We start from the raw sequence: 26,406 nt of genomic DNA, 5'->3' as shown, positions 1-26,406 counted from the left end.
GCATGGGAGCCTCGCTTTTCGCGTTACAAAATCCGTTGCTTTCAACAAGCTAGGTCAGTCATCAGCACGTGGTAGGGCGCAGTTGACCCAGGACACGCAGGATTTCGTTTTCAAAGGCCACTTTTGATTCGAAATCGCCCAGCTTTGTATGGCGTTCTGCAACGCACCTCAGCAAGCCCGGCAGGTGACCGTACTGGGGAGGCTCATTGCCGTTCGTGACTAGGTAGCTTTTGTGGTACTGCGCGGCGATATAGCCCTGCGTCTCCAACGAACGCAGCGCTTCGCGCACAGGCATACGGCTGACCTGGAAGGCATTGGCGATGGCTTGATGCGTAAGGGGTTCACCCGGTTCAAGCCGCCCATCAATGATGGCTTCGCGAAGCGCCACTTCAATTGTCTCCCGGGGCAGCGCTACAGGCCGTGCAATGCCGAGGGCTATGGTTTCGAGCACGTGCTGCGCGTGCAGTTTCTGCGTTTTGCGGTTACTCATTTACAGCTCCTTTTTACGCATGCGACACAACCCTGCGCCGGCGCATCGGTATCGGCGCGGCACAGGGTTGCGGTCTATTAATCCCAGTCGAACGGCGCCGGCGAATACGATCCGTCGTCGAAATAGGGCGGTGAATGGTCGTGGCGTGGTGGAACAGGCGTTGTGGCTCTAGGTGCAGGCGCCTTGCCCTTCACTTTCGGCGCTCTGGCCGGATCGATGTGCTGCGCCTGGTAGGCCTGCAACCGCTTGCTGCCGACGGTCAGATCCAGCGCCGTGGACGATTGCGCCACGTAGCCGCTTCCGCGCTTGGGCACATGCTCCAGCGCTGTGTGCCATAACAAGGTGCTGCGCACTGCCGCTCCAGGACGGCGACGCCAGATCAGCCGCCACTCTTCTCCCAGCTCGTTCAAGACGACCAACGTCGGATCTGTCAGCACCAGGTTTTCAAGGTCTGAACGGCCAGGCTTCATCGCCAGGTGGTACAGGATCTGCTGCACGCGGTCCGCGCGCGGATAGCTGCGCCGAATGCGGGCAGGCGCACCGGCCAACAAGGTGTCCAGCGCTGGCGGGGCCACCTCGATGAAGCGGTTGATCCGGATCGCTTCCTTGGACAGCTTGTCAGCATCGTGAATGTACAAGGAGCTGCCGCGAATCACTTGTCCGTTGAACAGCGTGATGTTTTCCCCCTCCTTGAGCTGCTGCACTTCCTCGACGCTGACTTTCTTCTCATCTTTCAGGCTCAGTGTGTCTGCTTCCTCCCAGCTGGCCCCCATGATTCCGGCCTGACGCACCATACCGCTCATCACTGGCAGGTACTCGGTACCGGCCATCAACTGCAGTATTTCGAGAGTGTCCTTGGGGTCCATGATCTTGCCGGTGATTCGGACCCCCATGTTCCCGATCAGCGTCCACACCTTGTCGCCGGCCGCCGACTTGAGGCGCTGCGCCTCCTGACTGGCCAGGAGCAGGCAAAACCCCAGGGAGCGTACTTGCGTGGCCAGCTCGCCGAGCTTTTCGGTGTAGTAGGCCCCGACCTCGTCGCAGATCCACAAGAACGGAAAGCGGTCCTTGTACTTGCGGATCACCAGGATGTCTTCGGGTTTGCCCTCCAGTTTCTCCCCCAGATCCTGGCTCAGGATCATGGCCAATTGCGACACGTACAGACGCCCAAGGGTCGCGGCCTCGGTCGAGGAGATTTCCAGCGCAGGAATCAGGACCACCAGGATGCGATCGTTATGCACCACGTCCTTGAGGTCTATGTCGCCGGCGTCACGGGCAAACACATGGCCGTAGGTGTCATTGAACAAGGCCAGCATGCGGGTGAACTGCTGGATCAGAAAACCATGCTGATCCAACGCAGTGGTCGCCCATTCCTCCGGCGAATCCACCTTGGCCAGGTCAAAACCGGACAATGTGCCCAGGTAGTTTTTCAGGGGTAACTGGGCGTCTTCATGCCATTGCTGTTCCACCGACTGGATGTAGAGCTTGGCAATGGCCCGCAACGGCAAATGTGCCTGGATCGTGCGCTGGGACATGACCGTGCCTTCACGCCGGCACTTGTACACCAGGGAGAACACCAAAGCCTGAATCATGGCCCGGGCTTTCTCTTGCCAGCCGGCATCGTTGCCCGCAGGAGGCAACATCGAATCCATCAGGTTGATGATGTAGGTTTCCTGAGCAATACCGAACGCGTTGACGGTATTGGTCTGCCCTCTGCTTTTGTTGTCCTCCAGCAGTTCCTGTGCCCTGGAGCGGCCCCCGGTAATGAAGTTCATCATCCGAACGTCGTCTTCACGGCCAAAGCGTCGGGCCAGCGACACGATCGCGGCGGCCACATCATTTTGGGCCTTGCCGTCCGAATAAATCAGGCCCTTTCCATAGCCCAGCTGGCCCAACACGTACCCCAGCAGTGCTTCGGTTTTGCCGGCACCGGTTGTACCGAACATCAGAATATGGCGGGTCATGTCATCCAGCGACAGCCACAGTTCACGCCCGGCGTCCCGACCGCGCAGGTACCCCATATACAGGATGCCCGCTGCCTTGAGCATCACCGTGCGCATGGCCGTGACCGGCAAGAAACCCAGCAGCTTGCCCGTCACCTGGCGTTGCGTCGAAGGGTCGAGGCAGTCCATGTCTGAAGGCATGCGCATGGGCATCTGCCAGGGTTCGAGCAGCATGACAGGTGACCAAACCAGCAAGGCCGGCAGACTGAGCCACAGGCTGACCGGGTACAGGACGCCTCCCACCACAGACCCGGCAAGGCCCAGCGTCAGACTACCGGGGCCCATCAACCACTCAGCCAGTGCCGAGTGGTAAACCCGCCGATTTAGGCGCGTGCGCTCGACGGCGTAGTCATTGGGGCGCATTCGACACCTCCTGAACCTGGCGGGCAGGTCGCTCATCTAGGAAGGCTTTGAGCCTGATCGGATCACGCAACAACGCCTGCGGCACATAGCGCCCATCGTCGCTGATCACCCAGGGCGTGCCCGGTATGCGATACGCCTGATAGGCCGTCTGGTTGATCCCCAAGGCCTTTTCTGCAACATCGCACGTGCCTGCTGGTTGCGCCGCTTTCAACTCCACCCCTTCCGACGCCGGCTTTAACGGGGGTTTCCCAAGGTTCACACCCTCAGGGGCTGCATCAAACAGGCGATCCCACGGGGTTTTGCGCTGCTCAGGCGGCAGGCACAGCACCGGCGTAATGGCGGCGATCGACTTTTCCTTACCAATCACCGGCACAGGAAACACCACCACGTTGAAGGCGTCGGAGAGCGTGTTGAGGGACGACTCCAGACGCTGGCAGTTCGGGCAGCCAGGGTCCGAAAAGACATACAGCGTGCGCGCGTGACCGCTGGAATAGTCAACGGTGAACAGCTTGCGCTCGGCAGCGTTGTGCAGCTTTTGAGGGAGTGTGGCCCGAACCTCCCTGGGCAATGTCCAGCCATCGTCAGGTGCCACGTCTGCAGCGGACTGGCGTGGCTCAGAAGCGATCGGCGCCGGCGCGCTGCGCTTGGCCAGGTCCGGCTTGGGGGGGCTCGTGACTGAGGGCGTGATGACCTGCGCCGCCGGCATTACAACAGGCAATTCAAGCGCTCGGCCAAGCCATGGGGCACCGAGGCAAAGCACAACCAACAGCACGAACACGCCCATCAGACGCCGCTGGGTCTTGCGTCGTCCATGACGCAGCAAAGCCCGCGACAGTGCGGTCAGTAGCTCATGGGTTTCGTTACTGTCATGGGTTTCAAGTGAGAATTCAAAACCCTGAACATCGCGGCAGACCACACCGTCATTGCTCAAATAAAACGAGTGCTGATGGCGAAGGTCCAGGGTGCAAATCGTGCGTGTCACGATGCCTGCTTCCTGATCTGCCTGATAGACAACCAGCTGATCGCCTTGGATGTCCACCGAAAACGGGGCGCGTAAAGATGCCGAGGCCATGGGGCTTCCTCTTTCTAAAGTAAAGAATTAATAGTGCTTTTTTGAATCAAATTTGATGTAGAGTTACATCAAAATTGAAGCAAGGAGTCATCATGAGAACGACTGTTACCATCGACGATGCGTTGTACCAACGTGCTCTGGAAGTCGCCGATCCGGCGATGGACAAGGCCGACCTGTTCCGTGAAGCCGTTCAGACGTTTGTGCGCATTCAAGCGGCTAAACGATTGATGGCCTTAGGGGCCACACTGCCAACGATGGAAGACATTGCCCGCCGACACGAGAAGGCACAGTGATAGGCGTCCTGGTAGACACCTCCGTTTGGGTTGAACACTTTCGCAACAACAGTCCAGAACTGGTGAACTTGCTCAGCCAGGACCGGGTACTCATACACCCCATGGTGATCGGAGAACTGGCGTGTGGTACGCCGCCTGATCGTTTGAGCACCTTGACTGACCTTGGCGACCTACGAGGTGCACAACAACCCACGGTGAGTGAAGTCATCGCCTTTCTGAACACCCACAAGCTCTATGGCCTGGGCTGTGGGCTGGTGGATATGACGCTCCTGGCCTCCGCGTTATTGAGCGGCACAGCGCTTTGGACGTTAGACAAGCGCCTGGAGCGTTTGGCTAGCCGCATGGCCGTGTCTTACCAGCCTCCTACTCACTAGGCTCATCACCCACAGGTGGCTGCGCGGCATACACCGCCGTCATGACAGGAAGGTCAGAGGCCTCCCGGCGTTTAGGCGTGATGACATGTCGCGCAAATACCAGACCGATGCTTTCCAACTCGGCCTGCAAGCCATCGATGGCCTGGGTCACCATCAACCCAGGACGTGGCAGCCCCAGCTTTCTGGCATGGACTTCTGCCCGCGCCTGAGCCTGAACACCGGCGCCTTCCACAAACACCTTGGCCGTGTCGGCACTGTGCAGGGCATACCACAAAGTACGGTTAACCCCCTTGAGCCAGCGAAAGCGCGCCGGCGCCAAGCGCAGATCGCGGCCATACAAGGCCACCAGCGCGGTGCGCATCGATCTATGGCTTTGCAGCCACTCACTGACGCCCGGTGCTTTTGCAACGCGATCAAACCCCGCATCGGCCAAGCCGTACAGCGGCGTCAACGAGAAGGTCTTGCGCCGCAACAACCCCTTGATCATGCAGGAACGGTTCAGGTCATCGAGCAACCGGGTCGCTGCCTTGCGGTCATTGAGGAAAACCTGCAGACCGAATACGGCCAGCAAGGCCCGTTCATAGGGTGTCAAGTCCAGAAGGCCATCATGAACATCTCCGACCTGCTCCTCGAACACCGCACGAGCGGCCTCCCGATCCAGCACTTTGCGCTGCACCAGGTTGTAACGTTCAGCAAACTCCTCGGGCTTTAGCGCCCACGCATTGCTGGGAGAGGTATCGTTCATCAGGCCATCGGGACCAGACGCAGCCAACACCGGGATGACCGAGGGTGCGAAACGACTCACCAGGCCAGGAAGGGTGTGAATGTTCACCAGGCGTTTACTGCGAAACGGCAGTACCGGATGCTGCGCCAGCCCCCAACTGCTCACAATCACCAGCGGTATCAAGAACAGCAGCAGAATCCCACTGGTGGCGTTCATCACCTCAAGCCATTCATCCAGCGTCACGGCCTTGGCGTGGTTGGCCACGTCGGCCAGCAGGTTGATCTTGCCACCGGCCCAGGCATGGATGAAGGGAAAATCCACCATTTTCCATAACCAATAGAGCGTCCAGGTGGTCCAGTACACGAAGATATCGAAGAACATCCAGCACAACAGGACGGCTGCACAAAGCGCCAATAACATCTGCGCTTGCTCACCCTCCCATGCACCTTGGGATTGTCGATTTTGCATTGCGATGCCCCACAAATAGTCGCACCGCCCGAATTGGGCGGTGTGAGAAAAAGGTAAAGCGCGTCGGGAACAGCTGCGGAGGGGTTATGGCTTCACGCCAGGCGTGGGATCTGCACGTTCAGATCACGTTCAAGCGCTTCGAGGTGGTCATGCACATAGCGGTTGAACGGTTGCGGGGTGCTGTACTGCTTCTGCTTGTGCTCCATAGCCCCGAGCGTGTCGTACCAGCGTTGCGCCCATGGGGTGGCGATCTCGATACGCGGCAGGTCAGGGAACTTGGTGTAGAGGCGCAACATGCCATTGCCTTCAACCTCGCGGTCGGTCCAGTCGTCCATGGTCAGGGCCACCACATCGACCTGACCTTTGCGAATCCTGTGAACATACAGGATGGTGCCGTTTTGGGTATCGATGCCCAGGTATTTGCCATCACCTTCGTGATAAATCTCATTGGCAACGTCTGGTTCAAAGAACTGGGCAGCTTTGATAGCCGTCGTAATTCGCTTCAGTAGACGGCGGCGACTTAAAATTCCATGGATGAAAACGGTCAAAGAGACCAAAACAGGGGCCGCAAACAGTGCAGCAAATACAGAAAATCCGTAAGCATCTTCACCAGTTGAACCCGAAGCCGCGATCAAAAACAAAATTGCGAATATGAGCAAAAATGGAAACGCTAACAAATAAAGCCCTTTGAAGACCACGAGCCACCCTTCTTTCGCTGTTTTCAGGCGCTGAACTTTCATGATTTTTCTCCTGTTTCCTTTTTCCTGAGTACTTTAGCGTCCGCCAGGCACTCAAGGGCAAATTGAACGCGGTAATCCGCTTCCCGGTACAAATAATGCGATTCATCACGCAGGTAGTTTCGAAACCCCGACCACGACATACCGATCAGTTGGGCCGCGCCTCGGCGGCTAAGCCCGGCCTGATCGATCAGTCCGCACAAATAGCGCGGGTCAGGGTTGTGATGAATCGCGTTGGGCATCATTGAATGAACACCTCGTTGGCTGGGCACTACCTAGACAATAGCGGGTGACAACGAGACCCACGACACCATTTGTCCGATAGCCGTGATCGATGGTCGCTGTTGCTATTGAATTCCATCCCCATGCCCCCCTGCGCCAGGCTTCCTAGGTTGCATTTTAACGCCAGGGGTACGTTGTGCCCCAGAGCCAGCAGCACCAAACATGCCTTTCATGTTATCGACCATGCCGCCCATCAGGTTTGCCCCTTCTCGGCCTCCTAGAAACGAGATCACGTAGTCCGCCAGGGACGCCTGCAGGCCAAAGAGCCGAGTCACACCAAAGGTCGCAATGCGGGCATAGATCATCAGCCACCCAATCATCTTGAACAGCCCCATTATCGAGTCTGCGTTGGCATTGGCCAGCGCCGAGGCGAATAACAGATTCAGGATCGTTCCCCCTGCGGCTACGGCCACCGAAGCGAAAAAGAACCCCAGTACCATCAACGACGGCCGCAGCATCATGTCGATCAGGAAGATATAACCGTAGGCACTACGGCTGCCCTTGTCTTCCTCTGCGCCCAAGTGCGTCGCAGCCCACATCGGCCCAGCCGCACATCCCACCAGCACACTGACGACCCAGTTGAATACCCCCATCATCCAGAACAGGAAGGGCACAGCAGGCAGAAATACGGCCAGCGAAAAACCGATGGCCAGCAGGGCGAACATGACGAAATAAAACATCGGTGCAAGCGCGCCCAGCACGTCTTTCACAACCGCCCCTAAATCTACCGCAAATATTTTGGCCCCCCAGCCCAACGGCGAGTTGCTGGCCGATGAGGCGGCGGCCCAAGTTCCGGCATAGGCAGCCATAAGTGTTTCTGTAACTCCTAACGTGTAGTCACCAATTGTTTGCATCTTGATAAGCGGGTTCACTTGGTTCGAAAAGTCTGCCTCGGTACCGACGCGCTTAGTGGCAAAAAAATTGGTAAGCCCCTGCATGGGCGATTTGAAAACGTTTACAAACACCGAATTCGGGTCCTTCGCCGTCGCTGCCGCGCCATCATCCTTGGCCGTCTGCGTCCCTAGCGGAGCCGTGTAGGTACTGTTTTGCACCTGCGATTTGTAGGCCGCAAACACCTGGTTATACAAATCGCCAGTACCGTGCTCGCCCAGGTTGCTCATCCCCGTGACAACCGGAGTCGAGCTGGCCACATCATTGGTCTTGTTATTGGCTGTGGCAAAGGTGTGATACCAACTGCCCAGAGCCACCCAACCACTGCTTTTGATCTGGCTTGAAAGCTGGCTCTGTAGCGTGTCCTTGAAGTCGATCTTGTTGATCGCCTGGTTCACCGTGTTTTCATAGGCGGCGGCTGCGTTCTGGATCTGCGTTTCGGCGTCCTGAAAACTCCCCACGTCCTGGTCACGCTTGCTCAGGTAGGTGTCTACGAACGCCTGTGCCGCTTGATCCAGGGTACTCTGCATGGTGTCTAGCGCTTGGTGCTGCGCCGTGATCACCCCACTCGTGTCCACGTCACTGTCAAACAACAGGTTCCAGGTCCCGGTGCGGCCCGTGTTGGGTGTTTTGGCAGAACCACATACCGCGCTGCCGTTGCCGGTGTCGTATTGGCCGTTGCCCCCCTTGGTGGTAATCAACGGGGTATTGGCTTCGCCGTCCCCGTAAAGCGCTTGCAGCTCACGGTTGATCGCGTACTTGCACAGGTTCATTTCGAAGATGCCGCGTGCCGCGCCTCGGGTCACCGGGGCCGTAGGTTGCGTCACCATCGAGTAGCCGCTGTCCATCATGTCCACGGCTTTATCGGTCAACAGATTGGCACTGCCAATACCCATCGTAGAGGTAGCCCAGAGCATGACCAGCTGGGCCAGTGACCAACCCGATTGCGTGGGCAGAATCATGATGAAGCCGCCGAACGTCATGATCGGGTACAGCGCAGATCGACCGCCTGCGAAAAACTGTCCCTGATGCCCGGCCTTCACGATGGTTTTCATGGTGATGGTCAGAAACCAGAACATGGCCAGCACAGCCAGAAAGCCATTGATAATGGCGAACAGTGAGCCAATCAGTGTTGGCTGTGAGGGTGCAAATGGATCGACTGCTACTTGCCCAAAAATCATCACCAGCGCCTGGCGCGAGAGGTCATTGGGCTTTTGGGCAGCCGCTGCGATGGTCTGATAATCCACACTGTCGGCCATTGCCGGCACAGAAAAGACCAGCAGTAAACCGACCCACCAAAAGCGTTTTAGGAGGTTCATGGTAACTGTCCCGCTTGAATGAGTCTTTTGTTAGCCGAAGTGACCGAGCGTCAGTACCTGCCGGCACCATCGGTTTTCGATGAGGAAATCTTCAAAGGTGCCTCGTTCCGCTACGCTGACGCGCCGTTCCCGCAACTGCCATAGCCGGTAAGTGGCGATTAGCGTCTGCGCAAACCCCCAACTGGCCAGAGCCATCAATAAAAGCAGTGTCACCGCAGCCCGCAGGAATGTGCCCGAAGGCAAGCTGAGGTTTGCCAACAGCAGCATGATCAGCAGGAACAGGCTCAAGGCCCCACCACTCGCCATCAAGCACCACCATGCAGCACGAATGCGCTGGTAGGACCTCACCAGTTGCTCAACAGATCTGCTGGAACGCTCGACTGCTTGTACCCAGCTGACACCGACTGCATCTGCCTCAGTCGTTGCTGACGCCGGGGTCAGCAACGTCTTCAGTAGCTTCAGCTTTTGCGCCGTCGGTTTTATGCCCCGGCGATAGATCACCGCCAGGTCAGAGAACGGGTTGAGGATCGACAGCCCCACATGACCGGCGCGCCGTAACGGTGTGCCCGAATGCTTGTCGTCCGGCGGCGATTGTTCGTCCTCGTGCTTTGTTGTGTCAGGTTCAGTTTTCATGTGCGGTGACTCCCGAACTCATTTTTGCTCCCAGTTCCTGAAGCTGCGGAACGTATTTGGCGTCTGCCGCCAAGGCCAGTTGCTGGCCGGCAATGATGTTGGCCTGGCGCTGGTCGTTTTTGAGTCCCAACTGCAGCCAGTTGCCCAGGCTCTGCACGCGCACCAACTCACGCATCAGGTTGTCTCCGCTCAGGGCCTGAAGGTCGGTTTCATAGGCGGTATTGGCATAGCGCCTGCCCACCTCGAAAGCCTCGAACTCGCGCTCGCTCATCACCCCGGTGCGTTGTGCTTTCTGGCTGCCCGTTGAAGCGAAGTACTCCGCCGCTGACGGATTCTGTAGCGCCTCTTGCAATGCCTCCTGTGTGGCCGGATTGGCCTGACTGGCGGCGATAATGTCCAGCTGCGGTTGAGTCGCGGCGCTCTGAATCGCCTTGTACTGGGTCATCAGCCCCTGATACTCACGTCCCGTGGCCGACTGGATATCGCCCTTGCCCGGTGCCCGCCCCCCGTCATGGCGTGCAGAGTTCTTCATGTACGCCATGCCCGCATCGACCTGATCCTGATTGAACGTCAGGTCAGGGGCCTTGCCCACGGCTCCCGCCCCGTCGATCAACGAGCGCATTTCGATGTCGCCTCCAGGCAAGCTGGAGACCTGCGGGCACAGATCTGTACCGCCGTACTGGGCAGATTCGCTTTGTGTGCAGTACTGCGCGTGCATGGCGGCACTGCGATAGCCACCCTGACGCGAGGCCACGGGCTCGGAAGCGATGGTCTTCTGCACCACAGCACTGCCGACGCCTGCCCCGCTGGCCAGAACCGCCGTTTGCGCACGGCTCACCTTCCCCACCGTGGCCGCGACCCCAGAGGCCGACTCGCTGCAGATGCTGTCAGGGACCGAGTACTGTTCTAGGGCACGCTCCTGGCGCTCGGTCTGACGGCCAAAAATATCGGCCTCGCGCTGGGCACGTGCGGCCTCAGAAATAACCGCGACCTGTTTGTCACTGGCCTGCACGATGGCCGTGCCGACTTGTGTCTCAGTGGTCAGGATTTCCGCCAGGGTAGCTTGAAGGCCGGCCATGGCCGGCATTACCTGCGCCGTAATGGGCACGCTGGCCGTGACGGCCACCGGCTGGACGTACGCTAGGACCTGTTGTGTTTGCAGTACCCCCACGGCTATCGCTGTTAACGCATAAAGTCTTTTCATGATCATTGCCTCAAATGTTGTAGCCGCGCCGTTTGATCAACTCGTTGGCCAGCGTGCCAATCACGTTATTGGAATCCGCTTCACCCGCTTGCTTCTGGCGCAGCGCGATGAGTTTTTCTGCCGTGCCCTGGGGAAAGGCTTCGGCCAGGATGGCGCGAGCCGTGGCACCGCCGACGGCGTCATATAGCAACCTGCGCAGGGCGCTGTCGGTCGGTGAAGAGCCCAACGCCCATAGCTCCAGGGGGCCCATGGCGTTTTTCAGAATGCGCGCCAGGGTGCCGCCACCCTTGATTCGGAACACGCCCAAAAACGGTACGCCGCTGCCATCCGCTGCTGGACCTGAGCCCAAACGCTGAAAGCGCTGCAGAGTGACCTTGGGCACTTTGATGGTGTCGGTCAGAAGCTTCTCGTCTTTGGGGTCCACTTCCATCATGTACAGCGAGTTGGCCGAATTCAGAATGGCGTCGGGAAAGTCGCTCACGTACTGCGAGGACAACACCGTGCGTATGCCGAATTTGCGTTGCTCACGGTCCTGGGTTTCCAGCATGGGAAAGATGAAGGGCACCTGTTTCGCATTGTGCAGCTCGTCGTAGATCTTGGTTTTGACCTCCTGATCCAGCTGCTCCAAGCGGTCGAGATGCATGGGGTGGTAAAGCGTGGGCACCGCCTCCAACAGCTCATCCCGGTATTGCGGCAACACAAAATCTCCCCCCGCCACCTGGCCCGCAAACAGGAACATGATTCCGGTTTTCAGGTGGCCAGCATTGGTGGTGTTATCACCCATGACATTGTTCAGATCGATCGCGATCACTCGCGTGCGTGGACTGATCAAGAACTGCGTACGCCCGGCCAGCATCTTGAATTCTCTACAGGCGTCAGTCATGCATCGGTGCAAGTACTCCAGCAACAGCTCCTGACTGCCATCGCGTTGCACCCGACCATAGGCGCTCTGTACATCTTCATGGTTCAGGAAGGTGGTCATGTCGGCCAGTTCCGGCACCGCTTCGAACTGGGCCAGCTGCGCTTCCTTAACAAAGCCTGCTTCAAACAACAGATCGCGCACCTCATACCAGGTACTGCTATCCCACCACTGGGCCGGATAGCGCTCGATCAACCCGCTTTTATCCAAGGCAGTGTCCACTTCGGGGACGACCCCGCGCCCCCAGCGTCTGGGGCTTTTTTCGGCATTGGCGGTATAGGCCATGCTGATGACGCGGTCCAGTATTTGCCGGGTATCGCGTTCGTTTGGCGGATTGCCGGTAGAGGGATCAATGCACATGGCCGTGAGCATGCTGATGATCCAGTTACGCTCGGGGGCGATCGGAAACCGCGCGCCCAGCTGGATATCGAACAGGTTCCGGCAATGCTTGGGGCTGTTCTGCAGCACAATGCCCACCACCTCGTCCTTACGCTCCGGCGGCAGACTGTCGCGCAGCAAGGCGACTTGACCTTGCATCGAGAAACCTTTGTCCACCCCCGCCATGAACGGTAATCGCTGCTGGGCGCTGGACACCGTGACATTGCCCAGCTTGTTCAGCAGCACCGACTTGCCCTGGCCGGAAGAGCCGGTGACCACACTGGTGAGCTTGTTCTGCTTGGGGGTGGCCAGACCGACCGGATAGAGCTTGCCATCGAGCGTAGCGAACAAGGCGTTGCCGTCCTCCTCCCAAGCCGAGGCAGGGCGGGTCAGCGGCAACAGGTTCAGCGCCTCTGAAAGCGGCGGATACAACAGGTTCGGGCCACTGCCTTTGCTGGAAGCCACCAGCGTCGAGGCCCATGCGCGTACCGGGTTGCCGAAGGTTTGCGTCACCTCGCACACCCCCCAGGCCTGAAAGGCCTGGGTCAGCAGCGTCAGATGGCGCGTCACTGCGGCCTGGCTGTCTCCCCAGGTCGATGCCATGATCGTCATGACACACACCGGCTCCTGCTGCTCGACTTTCGTCAACGTTTCGATGGAGTTCCAGATGGGGCGAAGCGGCGGCACAAACGCCATGAAGTCCAACGTGCCTTTTTTCATGCCCAGCGACTTCATGCCTCCAGGCATCAGGTCCATGCGTACGCGCCAAGGCACGCCGCGAGGGACCAGCGCTTTGAGCTTGGCAAAGGTCTGCGGCGTCTGCGGCCCCAGGACTACAGACAAGGTCCCATGCCACATCCCATTGACGCAGAGCTTGTTGCCGTTGGTTTCCATGTCCTGGTTCATCAGCTGAAACTTCAGCTGCGGGGCCAGAAACGGTGTGTGATCGTCGCCGTTACGTACACCGTGCGGGGTGATCGGATCATCAGGGAGCAGCGGGTACCAATGCTCACTGGTACCGAGCCGGTCCACTTGAGAGCGCAGCGCCTGGCCCACTGCATGGGCATCGAGCAGTTCCAGCAGCACACCCTGGCCGTCATCTTTAAAGGCAGCTTCCACAGCGCTCATGAAGGCGTCGTGGCGAATTTTCAGGCCGGCCATTTCAGCCAGGACCGGATTTTGTCCATACCGTGCATCCGGGCTTTGCCCGATCAATTGCTTGATACGGCGATTTTCGTCAATCAGTTCATGCGCCGAGAGCGTCTTGCGCCCGGTGTAACACACCAGGTAGCAGCGTTCGCGCGAAACCCAGGGGGCCAGCTTTTCAACGTTTTCGTCCAGGATCGGCGTCAAGTCGATGCCGGTCCTTTTGACAGAAGCGTACTGAGGGGCCAGCAGGCGTTCGACGTCCTCGCGGCCTCGATCAGGGTCATCATCGAACACCAGGCTGATTTTGTGTCCATGTCGGCGATAGTGGGCTGTCAGCGCATGCATCATGCGCTCCAAGCGGCCGGCCCAGGAATAAGGGGCCTCCAGGGGTGCCGCTTCGTCGGTGTCACAAAAACTGCCGGCAACGGCATACACCGAGCAGTAATCGCCATCGTCGTTGACCAGTACATACGGGGCATTGAGGGCTGGGTGGCGAGTGCGATCGTCGTCCGTCAGACGCAGTACCGTGTTCAAGTCGCAATAGTCGGGCAGATCGCGTGATACGGCAAACCGGGAGGTTTCTGTGATCAGGTCTTCAACCCAACGGATCAAGCTCGGCATAAAAGTCACTCCGTTTATAGGTGTCCCAGCTGCGGGAGGAAAGTGCCCCCGCGACCGTTTTGCCGGTGGGCAGTAATAGCGACAGATCCTCGAACATGTCCGCCGGCAGGATCAGGGCACAGCCTTCCAGGCGGTTTCGAAGGGTCGAGCGCTTGTGAGGAGGAAGACGCTGAAAGGCCATGGCGAATTCGCCGGCACGTGTCGTGCCCCAGGCTTGTTCCACCTCACGGCCATGTCGAGCCAGCCAGAGCAGAACCCTTTTTCCTTGGGCACGCTGTGTGCGGGTACCACCGAGAATGGCAATCAGCGCACGGCGCTGCAGGTGATGCACATCCGTCATGGCCATACCGGGCAGGTAGGCCAGCACGCCGTGAGCCGCAGTAGGGCTGTCCAGGTGCCCGGCCAGGTAGCACAGGGTGCAAACCGCATGGGAGGCGGTAAACCCTGATCGAGCCCCCTGCCACAGCTTTTGGGTCCACAGTCCACAGCAAGCGCACTGCTCGCCAGGCATAGCCGTCGGTACCGGCGTTTCAGGATCACCGCTGACATCGAGCATCAGGGGGATATGCGATAGATCAACATCCATAGCTTCGCCTTCTGCAAGCTTCAGAATTGGGTTTCGGAGGGGAGGCCCTGCGATGACCGAAGTCACCGCAGGAGGGTTGGCTTAGCCCACATCCACGGGTGCCAGGCCAACTTGAGCTTGCGAGCGCTTGATGATTTCCGGGATCACTGCCAGGCACACGCCAAACAGGATGGACCCCACGATATGGCCAGTTTTGATCTGAGGGTTGTCCTTTTTGTTCTTGGCAGCAACCAACCCAGTGATCACAAACACTACCCCCACAAACTGAGCAATGGTCAGCGCATTCTTTTGCAACGACTTGGCGCCCACTGCCGCCGAATTACCCATCCCGGCAATGTCGGCACCGCCGGCACCGGCAAAAGCCAGCACTGGGTTGGCAGCTATCGCTGCCGCCAGGCCTTTCAATATGTGTTGACGCAGACCATCTTTGAAAATCGACAGGCGAACAGCAGCGCACAGCATTACGTCTTTGGACATAGCCAACTCCTATGGATTAATAAGCAGGGTGTAACAATCGAAGGTGCGCCGAGGCGCTTTGGAATCCCGATCTGCTTACAGCAGGCCGAGGGTTTTTTGCAGGGCGCTAAGCAGGTACGGATTGCATACGCAGAAAACGCCCAGGACAAACTTGAGGGTACCGCTTGAAACGTCCTGACTGGCCGATAGGCCCGTATGACCGTCCTTGAACGAGCGTTTCCAGGACAACATGCCTTGCAGCGCGAACCAGACGCCCAGCATGCGCACCAGACTTAACACGGCATTGGCCGCATCGGCTGCGACACCAAAGGTGCCCACGTCCACGTAGCTGATGGCATCGAAGGTCGCGCCCTGCCAACCCAACTGGCGAGCGGCAGCACCGATCATTTGATCGAGGCCGGCCAGGCCTCCACAGAGCAACAACACAGCGATGACCTTGCCGCCACCTTCCGCATGGCCAGGTGCTTTGCGCGCGGCACTGGCGTGAGTGGCGAGGTAGCTCACAGCGCCAGTGACCGCAAACAAGCTGCCCAGCGTGAAGGCAAAGTTGACTAAGGAAGTCAGCAGGTTGTGGGACAGATTGACCAACATTTGAATCGCGTCAGTACTGCCGTCCATGATTTACCTCATTTGATTGTGCCCGCGCTGGTCAGCACTTCGCGGGCCTGGGGATTGATGCCGGTGACAGTCACCTGGCCCAGTTTCTCGCCGGGACTGACGGCCCAGGTCTTGTCCTGCCAGTACACCCAGGCCATGCCGTTCTGAATGGCTTGCACGCGCATACCATTCAACGGCGAACGTGTTTTAGCGACTGGCTTGCTGGCCTGCTGTGTCGTGGTCGTCGCGCCGGGTCGTCCTTCAAGGAAGGACAGACGTGCTGACAAGACGCTGTTTTGCGCTTGTGCCTCGGCCAGTTGCTGTTGCAACGCCTGTTGTGCAACCCCCTGAGTCTTGATCGTTTCGGACAAGCGCTGGATCGCGGTGCGATTCACCTCTGCGTAGGTACGCACCCCGCCGATCATGGCCGCAACCTCGTTCTTGAACTGGCCCAAATCAGACTCGGCAGCGGCTGCAACAGGGGGGGTACTCGACTGTTCAGCGGGCAAAGGTTGCTGTTCGAAGTCATTTTCAAAGGCCAGACGATTGACTGACGCGGTTTTCTCGGGGCCAAACAAGTACCAGCCAGCCAGTGCCAATACCAGGGCAATGCCGATCAGCCAGGGAAGTGAAAGCCCCATGACGATCGGGCGTTGCCACACGCTACGACTGGGAGCCTGGGTGGGAGCCGGCATTTCAATCGTCGATGCCTTGGGCTCTGCTGGACTGAACTCGCTCATTGTTGACTCTCCTGCAGCTTGCGCTGCGCCTGGATTCGCGTCTGGGTCTGCGCACGCCATTGATCAGGCGTCAGCGGTTGGGCTGGGGACTGGGGTTGTGCCGACATGACGGCCTGAGCGGGAGCCGCAGGTTGCACCGTTTCACCGCTTCGCCCTGGGGCAACGGCATCACCTGCGTATACGCCTCGCATGAACTGAATCGCGACCACCTGCCCCTTGAACACATTGACTTGGGTAGCCGGGGTGCGGGCGGCGTCTTCAGTCAGCACTTTGGCCGCCTGACCGGCGGCACCGCCCAGAATGGTGCCGGCGACGGCGGTACCATCCGGCATGCCCGGTCGGGCGGTCTGGGTGGAAAAGCCATTGCTGAGGACCTGAGTATTGGCCTGCGAATACATATCGCTGATATTGCCAATGCCGCCCAGTACCGCTGGCAACACAATGCGTGACATGTAGCGGTGGTTCACTTCAGAAGCCACGTTGGCCAACAGGGTGTCGTCCTGAAGCGCATAGGCATCGACTTTGTAATTGACGCCATTGAAGGCCATTTCAGTGAAGTGGATCACCACACCATCACCGGCCAACCTGGCGCCCTCGGGTGCCTTGAGCACAGCCCCGGCATAAGGCCCGGACAGCTTGCCCAGCACCGGCGTGGTGCTGTTGTCCGAGTCCACACCGATATCGATCACGCCAGCCCCGCGCCAGTAGGGCGGCACCACTTCGACAGGTGAATAGGGTTCTGCGGTGCTTTTCATGGAAGCGGTTTTCAGCTTGGCACCTCCCGGCAGGGTTTCACTCCAGCTGTCATAGCCTCCAGCAGAACCCGTGTTCGTATCGCCTGAGCCATTCAAAGCGTTAGTTCCCCCTAAAACATGGGCGAAGACCAGTCCGGACTGCCGCTCTTCGGCTTTTTTTTCAGGATTGATCCGTTCTAGCAATGCCTTCAGACGCGGGTCTTCCTTCTTTTCGGAGTCTTTTGAGTTCTCGTCCTGACGAGTATGGCTACGCCGGGCGGTAGGCTCTGCCTGAGGGGCAGGCTTGGCCTTCGTCACAGGCAGCATCACGCTCGTCTGCTCCATGGGCATACTGGCAATGAAGCTGCTGTTTTCGTTTTTAGCCGTGCTGGCCCCTTCCTCGTTGTATTGCTTGAGCAGATCGCGATAGGCAGGGCTTTCAGTGCTGTGGCTGCGCGAAGCTTGTGCTACTCGACCCAGGTCTACCTTCGATTGCGCCGGCTCAGGCCTGGCCAGCCAGTCCCAAAGGTAATAGGCACCGCCAAAAACGACCACCAATGCGCCTCCAACCAGCGCTGCGGTGAGTTTCATGTCGCGTTTGGCATCGTTTTCGTTTGCCATGATGCTTACTCCAAGGCGACGTTGAGGGCCGCTGTGTGGCCCATGACTGAGAACGACACATAGGGCGTCACGGGTAATTTCCAGAGATGCGTACCGTCTGCCGACGACAACGTGGATTCGAACTCGTCCCGGATATCAGCCCGCGTGCGGATGTACAGATCGTCACCCATTTGCCACACCGTGGTGTCTGGCACGTTGCCGGTGGTTTTGAGCTGTTTGGCCTCCTTGGGTGGAACGCCATCGAGAAACCCCTGCAGCACCCGATCGTGCAAGCCGATACGGACCTCGGGAGCGGCGCCTGGCTGAGCACCTGGCCCACGCCTGGGCACACGCAAGTCCAGGCGAGCGTCCACTGCCCACGTCTGGGCCTTGGTATCCGACTCCCCGCTGCTGACGTAGAGCATGATCGGCACGGCCAAACCTTTCAGGTAAACCGTGACGTTTCCGCTGGCAAAAGGCTTTGCGGCGTACAAGACCATGACCGGGCTATTGGGCACGTAATACGGCGTGATATCGGGGTTGCCACTGATGGGCGCGGCGCCCAGGTTCCACGGCGCGCCGGTACTGTCGATAAAGGTCAAGGAAGTGGGGTAGTTCACCGCCGTGCGCACCAGCGGCAAACTGGCCCCCGGCGACAGATTCACCGTTTGTGCGCTGATTCTCGGCACAATGGCGACCTGCGGTGCGGCCATGGCCTTGTCAACCTCTCCAACCTGCCCGCGCAGTTGCCGAATCTCTTGGGGAGTCAGCGGAGAAACGCTGTCCTGAGCCTTTTGAAAAAGCTCGGATGGCGGCGGAGGGAGCGGATCATTTCCAGACGGTTGCTGAGCTGGTGCTGCATTCACAGGGCCATTACCTTGTGCCGGCGATCCGGCTTTCTGTGCTGCTGGGTTTACACCCACGCCCGTAGCCCAGCCCGAAGGTGCAGCCCCCGCAGCAGGCGTAACAGGGGCAGAGGGGGGAACCGCAGATTTAGCCGGAGCGGCCTCTGGGCTGACAGTTTCATCCGCCCAGGCGTAGCCGCTTGCCGCTAGCCATAGGGCCAGCGCAATTGAAGTTTTCATAGGAGGTTCCTGTCTAGCGGAGCCGATTAAACGCGCACCAAATGCACCAGTGCGTATCAGTTAGCGTTGGTGGTAATCACTTGCGTGACTTCCAATCCTGCGTTTTTCACGCGTACGTCCGTCTGCTGAATGCGCAGAGTAAAAATGAAGCGCTGAGGCGGACTGCCCGATTGCTGACCATCCAGCTTCAAAGTCACCGGGTACTGGTACTCCCAGGCAAACTTGTCCCCGATCGTCCCGCTACCGCGAATCACACCTGGGCCAACGTCTACCCAGAGGTTCATGCGCTGATCCTTGACCGCTTTGAGCAGGTTCGAGGCCACCAAGGCTTTGTAATAGTCCTGGAAGCCCACTTCCGAGTAGCGTTCGCCCAGTTGGGTCATCTGATCGCGGTAATGCACGAAGTCCAGAGTGAAGCTCTGGCGAATGGTGTCGGCCCCAAAGGCCGACACGTCACGCCTGCTATGCCCTGGTTTGTCCGTAGGGATGATCTTGGTCACGCGACCACCCTCGGCCGCGAAGTACTTCACCGGAGGATGAGCGACCTGCCAGCCCAAGTAGCCATTCACGCTGACCGATAGCACCAGTGCAGGTGCCATCCAGAGCACTGCGGTCAGACAGCGATGGGCGAATGCCGCACCTAACGCACGGTCACGCTGCAACTGCATGGCATGCTCGAACGTGTGCTGATCTTCCGCCGTGGGGAGGTGAGGTATTTCCAGAGACTCTTCCACGGGCAGCAACTTCTCTGATGAGTCAGTCACAATGAACCTCCTACCGACTGCCAAGGGTCCGAGCCGCTGGGGATATGGCTGTTGATCTTGTCCACCGCCGCCTGGCATACCTGATCGGCCACCTGGTTCATCAGGTCTTCCAGGCTTGGAAACGAGGGAAGGCTGATGCTGGTGGTGCGAATGCGCGACAAGCAATCCTGGAGTTCGTCTGAGACGGTGCGCTCGCGCTCTGCCCACACGTCCGACGCCTTCTTGGCCCGCTCATACGCAGTCTGACTGCCCACACTGGCCGCTTGTCCTGAGCGGCACACTGCTGCGTTTCCCACAACGGGCAGGCAGCACACAACCATCAGCAGTGCACCGCACATGCTTTTCTTCATGATGAGTTCCTTTGCTGTTTGCGTTTTACACCGGACGTGGATCGCTCGGCTGTACTGACGGTGCCGCTGTGGGAGCTGACTTTGGGAGGGTGTTTTCCTCTTTCCAGCGCTGATCGAAGCCCAATAGGTTGTGCAAGGTCGGGGGCACCTCGCCAGGCGCATCAAGCTTGCCAATGCGCACAGCGCTGTCGCCTTCAAGCTTGAAGGCAATGTGCTCTCTCGACACCGGCTCGCCACCAGAGCGGTTGATGCCATTGCCCGTGCCGATCGGCAGCAGTCCCTCGGGGGTAATGGCGTTAAACACCATCGAAGGCCCATCGTCACGGCCTGGAAGACTCACCAATACATGCTGCATCTGATCCCCCTGACGCACCACACCTTGCAGATAGGGACCATCGCCGCGCACCAGGTACATGTCCAGATGGCCATCCCGTGACCAACTGCTGATGACGGGTTGTCCCGCTGTGTTGTTGGGGTCGATCGGCGGCCGAGGGGCTGACAGCTCATCACCCGTTTTTGCGCTGCCTTCACCGTTTGGGGTCAACCAATACAGGCCATCCGTGGGTGGCGTGGGCAAGGGAGCCTCCACGCCCAGTTGCGCAAGCCAGGCTTGTTGCACCACGGCGAAACGCCCGGCGTCATAGGCGCCGAGTTTGACGCCCTCATCCTGGCCAGAACGCACTGCGGGGTTACCCTCTACCTTAAGGGCCCATTGGTTGCGATGAACGTCTTTATCGTCGTAACCCACGGTGACGCCCTGCTCGTTTTTGCGGGGCACCTTGACGGTAACCGGATGATTGCCCAGCCACTGCAACGTCACCATCTTGCCTGGCTGCACACGGGTTTGGCGCAGCAGCCCCGCCAGCTCCTTGCCCCAAAAAGTCTGAACACCGTTCACGGTACGCAGTGTGATGAAGGTGCTCTCGGGCTTGTCTGGCTCAAAACGAAACGGCTTCTGGCCAAATTTGAGGATCTTGCCTGTCACGCCATCCTTGGCCGCCTGGAAAGGCTGATGGATGGCGGGCGACACCTGCTGATTCGCTGACGTTGCAGGCTGATCCGATGCTGGAGCTGCCGAGGGCGGATTGATGACCGGTGCGTCCGGCTGTGCCGGTGGTGCAGGTTGAACCAGTGGCCGCTGCAGACCCTCAACGTCCAGCGGCTGATAAGCAGTACTTGCCGAAGCGGGCGCAGACGAATGTACCGGCGCGGCTTGTTGAGGTTGCGGTGCAACGCCCGCTTGCGGGGCCTGTGCCTGTGGGGCAGATTGAGCCGGCCGCCGTTGCAGACCCTCAACCTCCAGAGGCTGGTAAGCGGTACTCGCCGGCGCGGGCGCAGACGAATGCACCGGTGCCGGCGCGGCTTGTTGAGGTTGCGGTGCCGAGGGCTTCGCCTGTGACGGCTGTGGACCACCATACGGCGGTGGGGTATCACCATGAATGGCATCAAGCGTTACAGGTGGCTGCTTCAACGCGTTACGGGCATCGTCCAGCAACATTTGCTGCGCAGGGTTCTTCATCTCCACATTGATCTGGTGCTGAGCAATCAGCTCGATGGCTTTTGCCTTGAATTCGTCACTGCCGGTCAGTTCGATGCGCCCCCGGTAGAACTGTGCTGCCGTGAGCAACGCAGCTATTACCTTCTCATCTTCCTGACCTGCGCCTTGGACCATCTCCAGGCGCGACCCACGGTCAACGAAAGCAGGCTCGGCATCGAGCTTGTAGAGCACCGAATTGTCACCTTGAACCTCACGGCTGATGCGGGCCAACAGAGCGTCTTTGTCGATGTTGCTGGCTTGCAGTTGTGGCTCGTCGGCACCTATCGGAGCCCCTACGAAGATAGCATCCGGTACGACCGCCGGGCCGGTCTTGCGTGCTGTGGTGAAACGACGCGGCAGGGCCCCTGACACCGGAACCTCCACGTCTGAAAGGCTTTCATTGTCTTCGTTTTGAGCAGGCCCTGCCGGTGCGATTATCGGTTGATCCTCAGCGACGGGGGAAGTGTCAGGATCAGCCTCTACTGACGCCTGTTGTTTAGCAGGAGGCGCAGCTGGTTGAGCTGTCTCGTTTGACTGCTCTGGCTCGGCCGCCGCCAAAGGTGGCCGGTTGAGTCCTGGCGCGTCAGAGGACGTGTTGCGGTCGGACGCCGCAGGCATTGTTGCCTTGGGCTGATCGTCAACGATCGCGGAAGCGTCAGGATCGGCCTCGGCCGACGTCTGTTGCTTAACTGGTGGCGCTGCTTCAACCGACGCAGAGGCAGGTTGGGCAGCTTCATCTGACATTTCGGTCAAAGGCGCTGATGCAGGCTGCGGCCCATCTACAGGCAAGGCTTCGGGCAATGCGGTCGGCGGTGTTTTCTCAGGCTCAATCACCGCCGCAGGTTGCTGAACGGGCACGTCCGCAGTGCCGACGACCAATGGCACTTCGGTCACAGGCTCTACAGGCAGGGTACTTGACTGATCAAGCCTCGCTGCGACTTCATCACGAATTGACTGGTAGGTTTCTTGCGAAACCTCCAGGCCCGCCTTTTTGAAAGCACTTTTTAATTCCGGCCAGGTTTTTGCCGCGTTAGTAGTGATGACGCGAACACTCTCATCAAGCACAGGCATATAGCGGTGGATTTCAATTGCGGCTCCCTCCAGCGCATACCGTTGGGAGTGCTCAAGTTCAAGTGCCGCCTTCAAGCCATCAATGGGCGTAAAGCGCTCAGCCTCAGCGAGGTCTGCGGCCTTGAACGCCTGACCGTCCCAAACCATCCCGTTGTCTGCATCCATTAAGATGAAGGTCTTGGCTTGCTTATCCTCACTCTCAGCCGTTGATGTTGGGTCGCCAGATTGCACCAGGTCGGCCTGCGGCTGCACCGCTTCATCCGGTATCGGCATGGCAGGTGCGACATCCTGTGCTTGGGTATTCGAATCTGTCGGCATGGCAGTTACCTCTTCATACTGTCGAATCAGGGGAGCGGTCTGTTCGCGTACCGCGTCCAATCCTCGTGATTGGTGAAGGTCGTTAAAGTCCGTGAACCCACGGGCGATTTCGGCGTCGTTAAACGTTGGGTACATAACCTGGCCCCCCACCGCTATGGCCGCCTCATTGGCCATGATCAACCCCTTGTTCACGTCCTTGGCATGATCGAAATCCGCCATGAACAGGTGCCGACTGTCGGGATACTGCTGATGCAGCACCTTGGCCACCGCCACCATGTTGCCGGCGTCAATGGTCATCACCACCGGCAGGCCGGTGGCCAGATTCAGGCTGCGCGCCGTGGCATAGCCCTCGGCATACAGGATGGGGTTGACCGGATCGAGCGGGCCGCCCACCACCAGGAAATGCTCTTGTTTGGGGGCATCCTTGAAGAGGAACTTCTCACCCTCGGGTGGGATGTACTGCAGCGTCTTGAACGTTCCCGACGCATTAAAAAACGGCACCACCAGGGCACCGTTTCGTGTTTGACGAATGTCGGGCGTCGGGGGTATTCCCTTTCGCACCAGGTAGGGATGCGCAGGGTCTGCGGCGGGCAGCCGGTCGTAAAGCCTCTTGGCAGCCAACGTCTGCTTGGCGTAGGTGACGGCGCGATCACGAGCAGCGTCTTCCTGGGCTTGCTTGGCCCCGGCCCTAATGTGCAGGCGGGTGATCGGATCAGACTCACCGCCAGTCGCCGCCCAGTTGGTCACATCCTTGGCCGAATCGGCACGATGGTAGTTGATGAACCAGCCAGCAGGGCGACGATCCAGAAAACCGCAATAGACACCGCTTTTCTTGCCGTGCTTGTCATCGACCGTCGCTACACGCTGCCGACTACCGTTCATCACCGGCATGCCTTTGACGACCAGGCCGGCTTGAGTCAGTACATCCAGAAACTCTGATTCGGCGTCCCCTCCCCCAGCGCGGCGGCTTGGATCAGGCAACCAGTCGGTGATGCGATCAAGGTCACATCCAGGTCTGGCAAACCACAGCTTTTCCTCTTTGTTCCAGGCAATGGCCGCACGACCGTCACTGAGTCGTCCGGCAGACAGTCGAGCCTTATCACGATCATCAGGCGGCACGGCCAGCCAAACCGGGTATTCGGATGTGCGAGGGGCTGTTTCGATCTTGAACTGGGCATTGTCCGACGCTGGGAAGTTCTGTTGCGACCGGCTGCGGTCGTGCAACCCTTCGGCCACCATCGTCGTGAGGTTGATGAGGTCACTGACCTGCATCGCACGCGTACGCTCTATGCAGGTTTCGCGAAAAGAACGGGCACCCTCGGCAACGTTGCCACGGATTGGTGAAACAATCCTTTCACAGGCAAAAGCAAAAACTTCCTCTGCCTTCATTGAGTCAGTCAACTGAGGATAAATCCTGGCAACCTCAGCCCAGAGAGCAGCCATGCCCGGATCATTGCGTGACTGGATGACGCCTTCTAGGACCGCTCGTTTTTCGGCGGGGTTGAAGGTGTTGATCCCATAATGTCCGAGTATTTCGTGCCTAAGAGTTCTTCTAAAGTGGTCCTCGTCACGAAAGTTGGAAATGGCAAATTCGGCTCGTCCTCTTCCTGGACGAAATGAACCGAGGATGATTCCAGCGGCTTCTCGGGTGGCTTGCGGTCCATAAAGCTCCTCCTGGGTTTCTCTGATCTTGTAGCTGATGGTGGACGCTACCGGGTAGGTCGCACAGAATTCAATCACTAACTTTTTCGCATGATCAATGGTTAACGTCATTGTCTCTCGCCTCCATTATGGGCGCCATTTGCAATAGCAAGTTCATCGCTCCCCCCTTTCGGTAAAGCGTCGATACCACCAGGGCCGACCGGACAAGCGCTTGCCGCGCAACAGGTAAGCCAGTCGCATCACCAGGACCTTGAACGTCCACCCAAAGAACGAGAGCAGCCGAAAGCCGCCAATAATGGCGGTGATGACGTAGATCGTGACCATGGAGGGGAAGCGAAACCACGCCAGGTACAACAAGAACAAGGGGGCTGGTATGCCGTAGAGATTGAGAAGGCGTGAGGCATTGCGCCAATAGCCCGGTTGCAGTTGCTGGTCAGACATGGATAACTCCTATGCTGCGGTTGGGACGCTAGCCCGATTCGTGATCTCCTTTTTTCGCCGGCGCGAGTTCCGGGAACTCAACCAGCAATGCCTTGTTGCCCTGGGCGATGTGTTTCATCACCGCCAGTCTGATGTTTTCACGCACGCTCCCTGTCGATACGAAGTACATGCCCCAGGCCTGATCGGGCGTGCAATGGCCGATCTGTTCCTCAATGTCTCGGAAGGCCTTGCATTCGTCTGGGGTTGAGCAGCACTGCTGAGCGTTTTGGCACATGACGTTCCCTTCCCTAGTCGTTTCACCACATCCTCTTCAGTAAGTCGGCTGATAAGGCTGGCCCTGCACCCAGCGTGATTGCCAATGCTCCAGGTACACGCTGGCCACCGCAGGAACGTCCCACATCACTACCGCATTTTCGCTGTTGGCCTTGGCAGCCGAGGCCGAGTAGTTGAACGAGCCGGTCTCGACGTTCTGGCCATCGGTGATGATCACCTTGTCGTGCTGAATCTTGTACGCAGCGTTGGTGCGCACAGGGATTTGCGCGTTGGCCAGCAGGTTCATCGCAGCGCGACTGGCCCTGTTGTCGTTGCCATGGGCATCGACCACCACCTGTACATCGACGCCGCGCCGTTTGGCTTGCACCAACGCCTTGACCACGCTCGGAGAGGTGAAGCTGTAAGCCATCATCCGTATCTGCTGCCGGGCTCGCTGGATCACATTGAGTACCAACTGCTCCGCGCTGCCCTCGGGTGAAAAACCCACCTGTATTTCAGCCGCCTGAACGGTAAAGGTCAGATTGCACAGCAGCACCGAGGCCACCATCCAACGACTGAGCGGTCTGGTTAACGCCGATAAGGCAGTCATGACACGGCGCTCTGTTCAAGAGCGCTGGATACTTCTCGATGCGCTTGTGCTTGTTGCACCAAAGGCTCAGTCATGGCGGGGCCCCTCTTGGCAGGCTTGCACAGGGCTGCACCGAGATTTTCAGCGGCAACCTTGAGCCATTCGTTTGCATCACGCATGGCACCGGCGTCTATGGCTGTGTCGGTCTTGTCCTGGCGGCACAACATGAGAAACTCATAGGCTTTCTTGACCTGATCGATCTGCTCCCGACTATCCTTCTCCGACCCAGCCAGTTCGGCCTTCAGTTGCTCGATCTCGGCCTGGAGCGAGTCGACGATTTTCGGAGCCTTGCCAGAACCAATTGGCGAAGCCTGCACCATTGCTGCCAGTACCTGCGCCATGTCGTTCCACGAAACACCTATGAACTTTCCATCAGGAGCGCACAGCTCCAGTAACTTCTCTCCGCCGCGCAGGCACATGAGATGCGTCGGCTCAAAGATGGATTCGAATCTGGCGATTTCGCCTTGCAGGAATTTGATCCGGTCCCGACTGCCTGCCAGGAGGCAGCGAAGTGTCTCTATCTCTTCGTCTATCTCTTCGAATTCGTTGCTCATTTCAATTCCTTCGCGCTTTGCGCATAGAGGGTCTGACGCTGCGTCGAGCAGGCCTTTTGTTTGCCAGAC

General features: G+C 58.7%; 25 protein-coding genes. 2 read left to right on the top strand and 23 right to left on the bottom strand.

The genetic code is table 11. The annotated features are described in order from the left end of the window. Nucleotides 1–61: 61 nt before the first annotated feature. From PSPTO_RS29450 to PSPTO_RS29440, 3 genes are all read right to left on the bottom strand, one after another. Nucleotides 62–490 (bottom strand): GntR family transcriptional regulator, encoded by a 429-nt coding sequence (locus PSPTO_RS29450; RefSeq protein ID WP_011107000.1) that lies wholly within the window; start codon nt 488–490, stop codon nt 62–64. 77 nt (nt 491–567) lie between these two features. Continuing rightward, nucleotides 568–2,856, bottom strand: a complete 2,289-nt coding sequence (trbC, locus tag PSPTO_RS29445) for an F-type conjugative transfer protein TrbC (RefSeq protein ID WP_011106999.1) — start codon at nt 2,854–2,856, stop codon at nt 568–570. Next, on the bottom strand, nt 2,843–3,928 hold the full coding sequence (locus PSPTO_RS29440) for a thioredoxin fold domain-containing protein (protein ID WP_011106998.1): 1,086 nt from the start codon (nt 3,926–3,928) through the stop codon (nt 2,843–2,845). The genes trbC and PSPTO_RS29440 overlap by 14 nt, the downstream gene beginning before the upstream one ends. Before the next feature lie 92 nt (nt 3,929–4,020). Between PSPTO_RS29440 and PSPTO_RS29435 the strand changes: the two genes are divergently transcribed. Continuing rightward, nucleotides 4,021–4,221 carry a type II toxin-antitoxin system VapB family antitoxin gene (locus tag PSPTO_RS29435; RefSeq protein WP_011106997.1) on the top strand — a complete coding sequence of 67 codons (201 nt, stop codon included), beginning with the start codon at nt 4,021–4,023 and terminating at the stop codon, nt 4,219–4,221. Next, complete coding sequence (locus PSPTO_RS29430) at nt 4,218–4,595, top strand: type II toxin-antitoxin system VapC family toxin (RefSeq protein ID WP_011106996.1); 378 nt, start codon at nt 4,218–4,220, stop codon at nt 4,593–4,595. The genes PSPTO_RS29435 and PSPTO_RS29430 overlap by 4 nt, the downstream gene beginning before the upstream one ends. Here PSPTO_RS29430 and PSPTO_RS29425 read toward each other — a convergent pair. The 20 genes from PSPTO_RS29425 to PSPTO_RS29330 form a co-directional block, all read right to left on the bottom strand. Next, the gene (locus PSPTO_RS29425; RefSeq protein WP_011106995.1) at nt 4,585–5,787 is read right to left on the bottom strand and encodes a hypothetical protein; all 1,203 of its coding nucleotides are present in this window, start codon (nt 5,785–5,787) and stop codon (nt 4,585–4,587) included. The genes PSPTO_RS29430 and PSPTO_RS29425 overlap by 11 nt on opposite strands. A gap of 92 nt (nt 5,788–5,879) precedes the next feature. Continuing rightward, a complete protein-coding gene (gene excA, locus PSPTO_RS29420) occupies nt 5,880–6,527 on the bottom strand; it encodes a plasmid IncI1-type surface exclusion protein ExcA (protein ID WP_003344391.1) in 648 nt (215 codons plus the stop codon). Then, complete coding sequence (locus PSPTO_RS29415; RefSeq protein ID WP_003344389.1) at nt 6,524–6,769, bottom strand: hypothetical protein; 246 nt, start codon at nt 6,767–6,769, stop codon at nt 6,524–6,526. The genes excA and PSPTO_RS29415 overlap by 4 nt, the downstream gene beginning before the upstream one ends. 102 nt (nt 6,770–6,871) lie before the next feature. Beyond that, nucleotides 6,872–9,016 (bottom strand): DotA/TraY family protein, encoded by a 2,145-nt coding sequence (locus tag PSPTO_RS29410; protein ID WP_011106993.1) that lies wholly within the window; start codon nt 9,014–9,016, stop codon nt 6,872–6,874. A gap of 30 nt (nt 9,017–9,046) precedes the next feature. Further along, nucleotides 9,047–9,649 carry a conjugal transfer protein TraX gene (gene traX, locus PSPTO_RS29405; protein WP_003344384.1) on the bottom strand — a complete coding sequence of 201 codons (603 nt, stop codon included), beginning with the start codon at nt 9,647–9,649 and terminating at the stop codon, nt 9,047–9,049. Further along, the gene (gene traW, locus PSPTO_RS29400) at nt 9,639–10,853 is read right to left on the bottom strand and encodes a conjugal transfer protein TraW (RefSeq protein ID WP_011106992.1); all 1,215 of its coding nucleotides are present in this window, start codon (nt 10,851–10,853) and stop codon (nt 9,639–9,641) included. Before traW ends, traX begins: the two co-directional genes overlap by 11 nt. A gap of 10 nt (nt 10,854–10,863) precedes the next feature. Continuing rightward, nucleotides 10,864–13,920, bottom strand: coding sequence for a conjugal transfer protein (locus PSPTO_RS29395; RefSeq protein ID WP_011106991.1), 3,057 nt, complete (start codon nt 13,918–13,920; stop codon nt 10,864–10,866). Next, nucleotides 13,895–14,506 (bottom strand): hypothetical protein, encoded by a 612-nt coding sequence (locus PSPTO_RS29390; RefSeq protein ID WP_003344377.1) that lies wholly within the window; start codon nt 14,504–14,506, stop codon nt 13,895–13,897. Before PSPTO_RS29390 ends, PSPTO_RS29395 begins: the two co-directional genes overlap by 26 nt. 81 nt (nt 14,507–14,587) lie before the next feature. Continuing rightward, on the bottom strand, nt 14,588–14,983 hold the full coding sequence (locus PSPTO_RS29385; RefSeq protein ID WP_005769766.1) for a DUF6750 family protein: 396 nt from the start codon (nt 14,981–14,983) through the stop codon (nt 14,588–14,590). Between the two features lie 75 nt (nt 14,984–15,058). Then, a complete protein-coding gene (gene traQ / locus PSPTO_RS29380) occupies nt 15,059–15,601 on the bottom strand; it encodes a conjugal transfer protein TraQ (protein WP_003344373.1) in 543 nt (180 codons plus the stop codon). Nucleotides 15,602–15,609: 8 nt separating this feature from the next. Then, nucleotides 15,610–16,320, bottom strand: coding sequence for a conjugal transfer protein TraP (gene traP, locus PSPTO_RS29375; protein ID WP_011106989.1), 711 nt, complete (start codon nt 16,318–16,320; stop codon nt 15,610–15,612). Then, the gene (gene traO, locus PSPTO_RS29370) at nt 16,317–17,675 is read right to left on the bottom strand and encodes a conjugal transfer protein TraO (protein ID WP_011106988.1); all 1,359 of its coding nucleotides are present in this window, start codon (nt 17,673–17,675) and stop codon (nt 16,317–16,319) included. The genes traP and traO overlap by 4 nt, the downstream gene beginning before the upstream one ends. A gap of 5 nt (nt 17,676–17,680) precedes the next feature. Next, complete coding sequence (locus PSPTO_RS29365; RefSeq protein WP_011106987.1) at nt 17,681–18,739, bottom strand: DotH/IcmK family type IV secretion protein; 1,059 nt, start codon at nt 18,737–18,739, stop codon at nt 17,681–17,683. A gap of 56 nt (nt 18,740–18,795) precedes the next feature. After that, on the bottom strand, nt 18,796–19,503 hold the full coding sequence (locus tag PSPTO_RS29360) for a DotI/IcmL family type IV secretion protein (protein WP_011107031.1): 708 nt from the start codon (nt 19,501–19,503) through the stop codon (nt 18,796–18,798). After that, nucleotides 19,500–19,853, bottom strand: a complete 354-nt coding sequence (locus PSPTO_RS29355; protein WP_005622158.1) for a conjugal transfer protein — start codon at nt 19,851–19,853, stop codon at nt 19,500–19,502. The genes PSPTO_RS29360 and PSPTO_RS29355 overlap by 4 nt, the downstream gene beginning before the upstream one ends. Nucleotides 19,854–19,878: 25 nt before the next feature. Further along, nucleotides 19,879–24,552: an LPD7 domain-containing protein gene (locus PSPTO_RS29350; RefSeq protein WP_011106985.1), complete on the bottom strand. Its 4,674-nt coding sequence runs from the start codon at nt 24,550–24,552 to the stop codon at nt 19,879–19,881. 42 nt (nt 24,553–24,594) lie between these two features. Further along, nucleotides 24,595–24,882, bottom strand: coding sequence for an IcmT/TraK family protein (icmT, locus tag PSPTO_RS29345; protein WP_004668192.1), 288 nt, complete (start codon nt 24,880–24,882; stop codon nt 24,595–24,597). A gap of 28 nt (nt 24,883–24,910) precedes the next feature. Further along, nucleotides 24,911–25,156 (bottom strand): hypothetical protein, encoded by a 246-nt coding sequence (locus tag PSPTO_RS29340; protein ID WP_004666892.1) that lies wholly within the window; start codon nt 25,154–25,156, stop codon nt 24,911–24,913. A gap of 36 nt (nt 25,157–25,192) precedes the next feature. Next, a complete protein-coding gene (locus tag PSPTO_RS29335) occupies nt 25,193–25,744 on the bottom strand; it encodes a phospholipase D family protein (RefSeq protein WP_046463759.1) in 552 nt (183 codons plus the stop codon). Next, nucleotides 25,741–26,337, bottom strand: a complete 597-nt coding sequence (locus PSPTO_RS29330) for a hypothetical protein (protein ID WP_054070003.1) — start codon at nt 26,335–26,337, stop codon at nt 25,741–25,743. Before PSPTO_RS29330 ends, PSPTO_RS29335 begins: the two co-directional genes overlap by 4 nt. Between the last annotated feature and the right edge of the window lie 69 nt (nt 26,338–26,406).

The organism is Pseudomonas syringae pv. tomato str. DC3000 (genome assembly GCF_000007805.1).
Taxonomy (GTDB): domain Bacteria; phylum Pseudomonadota; class Gammaproteobacteria; order Pseudomonadales; family Pseudomonadaceae; genus Aquipseudomonas; species Aquipseudomonas avellanae.
This window is presented reverse-complemented; position numbering and strand designations above follow the sequence as displayed.

Excerpts from the sequence above, each read along its gene's own strand:
- icmT (WP_004668192.1), bottom strand. The coding sequence starts at position 24,882 with ATGTCTGACCAGCAACTGCAACCGGGCTATTGGCGCAATGCCTCACGC.
- PSPTO_RS29350 (WP_011106985.1), bottom strand. The coding sequence starts at position 24,552 with ATGACGTTAACCATTGATCATGCGAAAAAGTTAGTGATTGAATTCTGT.
- PSPTO_RS29450 (WP_011107000.1), bottom strand. The coding sequence starts at position 490 with ATGAGTAACCGCAAAACGCAGAAACTGCACGCGCAGCACGTGCTCGAA.
- traX (WP_003344384.1), bottom strand. The coding sequence starts at position 9,649 with ATGAAAACTGAACCTGACACAACAAAGCACGAGGACGAACAATCGCCG.
- traO (WP_011106988.1), bottom strand. The coding sequence starts at position 17,675 with ATGGCAAACGAAAACGATGCCAAACGCGACATGAAACTCACCGCAGCG.
- PSPTO_RS29330 (WP_054070003.1), bottom strand. The coding sequence starts at position 26,337 with ATGAGCAACGAATTCGAAGAGATAGACGAAGAGATAGAGACACTTCGC.
- trbC (WP_011106999.1), bottom strand. The coding sequence starts at position 2,856 with ATGCGCCCCAATGACTACGCCGTCGAGCGCACGCGCCTAAATCGGCGG.
- traQ (WP_003344373.1), bottom strand. The coding sequence starts at position 15,601 with ATGGACGGCAGTACTGACGCGATTCAAATGTTGGTCAATCTGTCCCAC.
- PSPTO_RS29435 (WP_011106997.1), top strand. The coding sequence starts at position 4,021 with ATGAGAACGACTGTTACCATCGACGATGCGTTGTACCAACGTGCTCTG.
- PSPTO_RS29440 (WP_011106998.1), bottom strand. The coding sequence starts at position 3,928 with ATGGCCTCGGCATCTTTACGCGCCCCGTTTTCGGTGGACATCCAAGGC.
- PSPTO_RS29390 (WP_003344377.1), bottom strand. The coding sequence starts at position 14,506 with ATGGATGTTGATCTATCGCATATCCCCCTGATGCTCGATGTCAGCGGT.
- PSPTO_RS29365 (WP_011106987.1), bottom strand. The coding sequence starts at position 18,739 with ATGAAAACTTCAATTGCGCTGGCCCTATGGCTAGCGGCAAGCGGCTAC.
- traP (WP_011106989.1), bottom strand. The coding sequence starts at position 16,320 with ATGAGCGAGTTCAGTCCAGCAGAGCCCAAGGCATCGACGATTGAAATG.
- PSPTO_RS29335 (WP_046463759.1), bottom strand. The coding sequence starts at position 25,744 with ATGACTGCCTTATCGGCGTTAACCAGACCGCTCAGTCGTTGGATGGTG.
- PSPTO_RS29415 (WP_003344389.1), bottom strand. The coding sequence starts at position 6,769 with ATGATGCCCAACGCGATTCATCACAACCCTGACCCGCGCTATTTGTGC.
- PSPTO_RS29410 (WP_011106993.1), bottom strand. The coding sequence starts at position 9,016 with ATGAACCTCCTAAAACGCTTTTGGTGGGTCGGTTTACTGCTGGTCTTT.
- PSPTO_RS29385 (WP_005769766.1), bottom strand. The coding sequence starts at position 14,983 with ATGTCCAAAGACGTAATGCTGTGCGCTGCTGTTCGCCTGTCGATTTTC.
- PSPTO_RS29425 (WP_011106995.1), bottom strand. The coding sequence starts at position 5,787 with ATGCAAAATCGACAATCCCAAGGTGCATGGGAGGGTGAGCAAGCGCAG.
- PSPTO_RS29395 (WP_011106991.1), bottom strand. The coding sequence starts at position 13,920 with ATGCCGAGCTTGATCCGTTGGGTTGAAGACCTGATCACAGAAACCTCC.
- PSPTO_RS29355 (WP_005622158.1), bottom strand. The coding sequence starts at position 19,853 with ATGAAGAAAAGCATGTGCGGTGCACTGCTGATGGTTGTGTGCTGCCTG.
- excA (WP_003344391.1), bottom strand. The coding sequence starts at position 6,527 with ATGAAAGTTCAGCGCCTGAAAACAGCGAAAGAAGGGTGGCTCGTGGTC.
- PSPTO_RS29340 (WP_004666892.1), bottom strand. The coding sequence starts at position 25,156 with ATGTGCCAAAACGCTCAGCAGTGCTGCTCAACCCCAGACGAATGCAAG.
- traW (WP_011106992.1), bottom strand. The coding sequence starts at position 10,853 with ATGAAAAGACTTTATGCGTTAACAGCGATAGCCGTGGGGGTACTGCAA.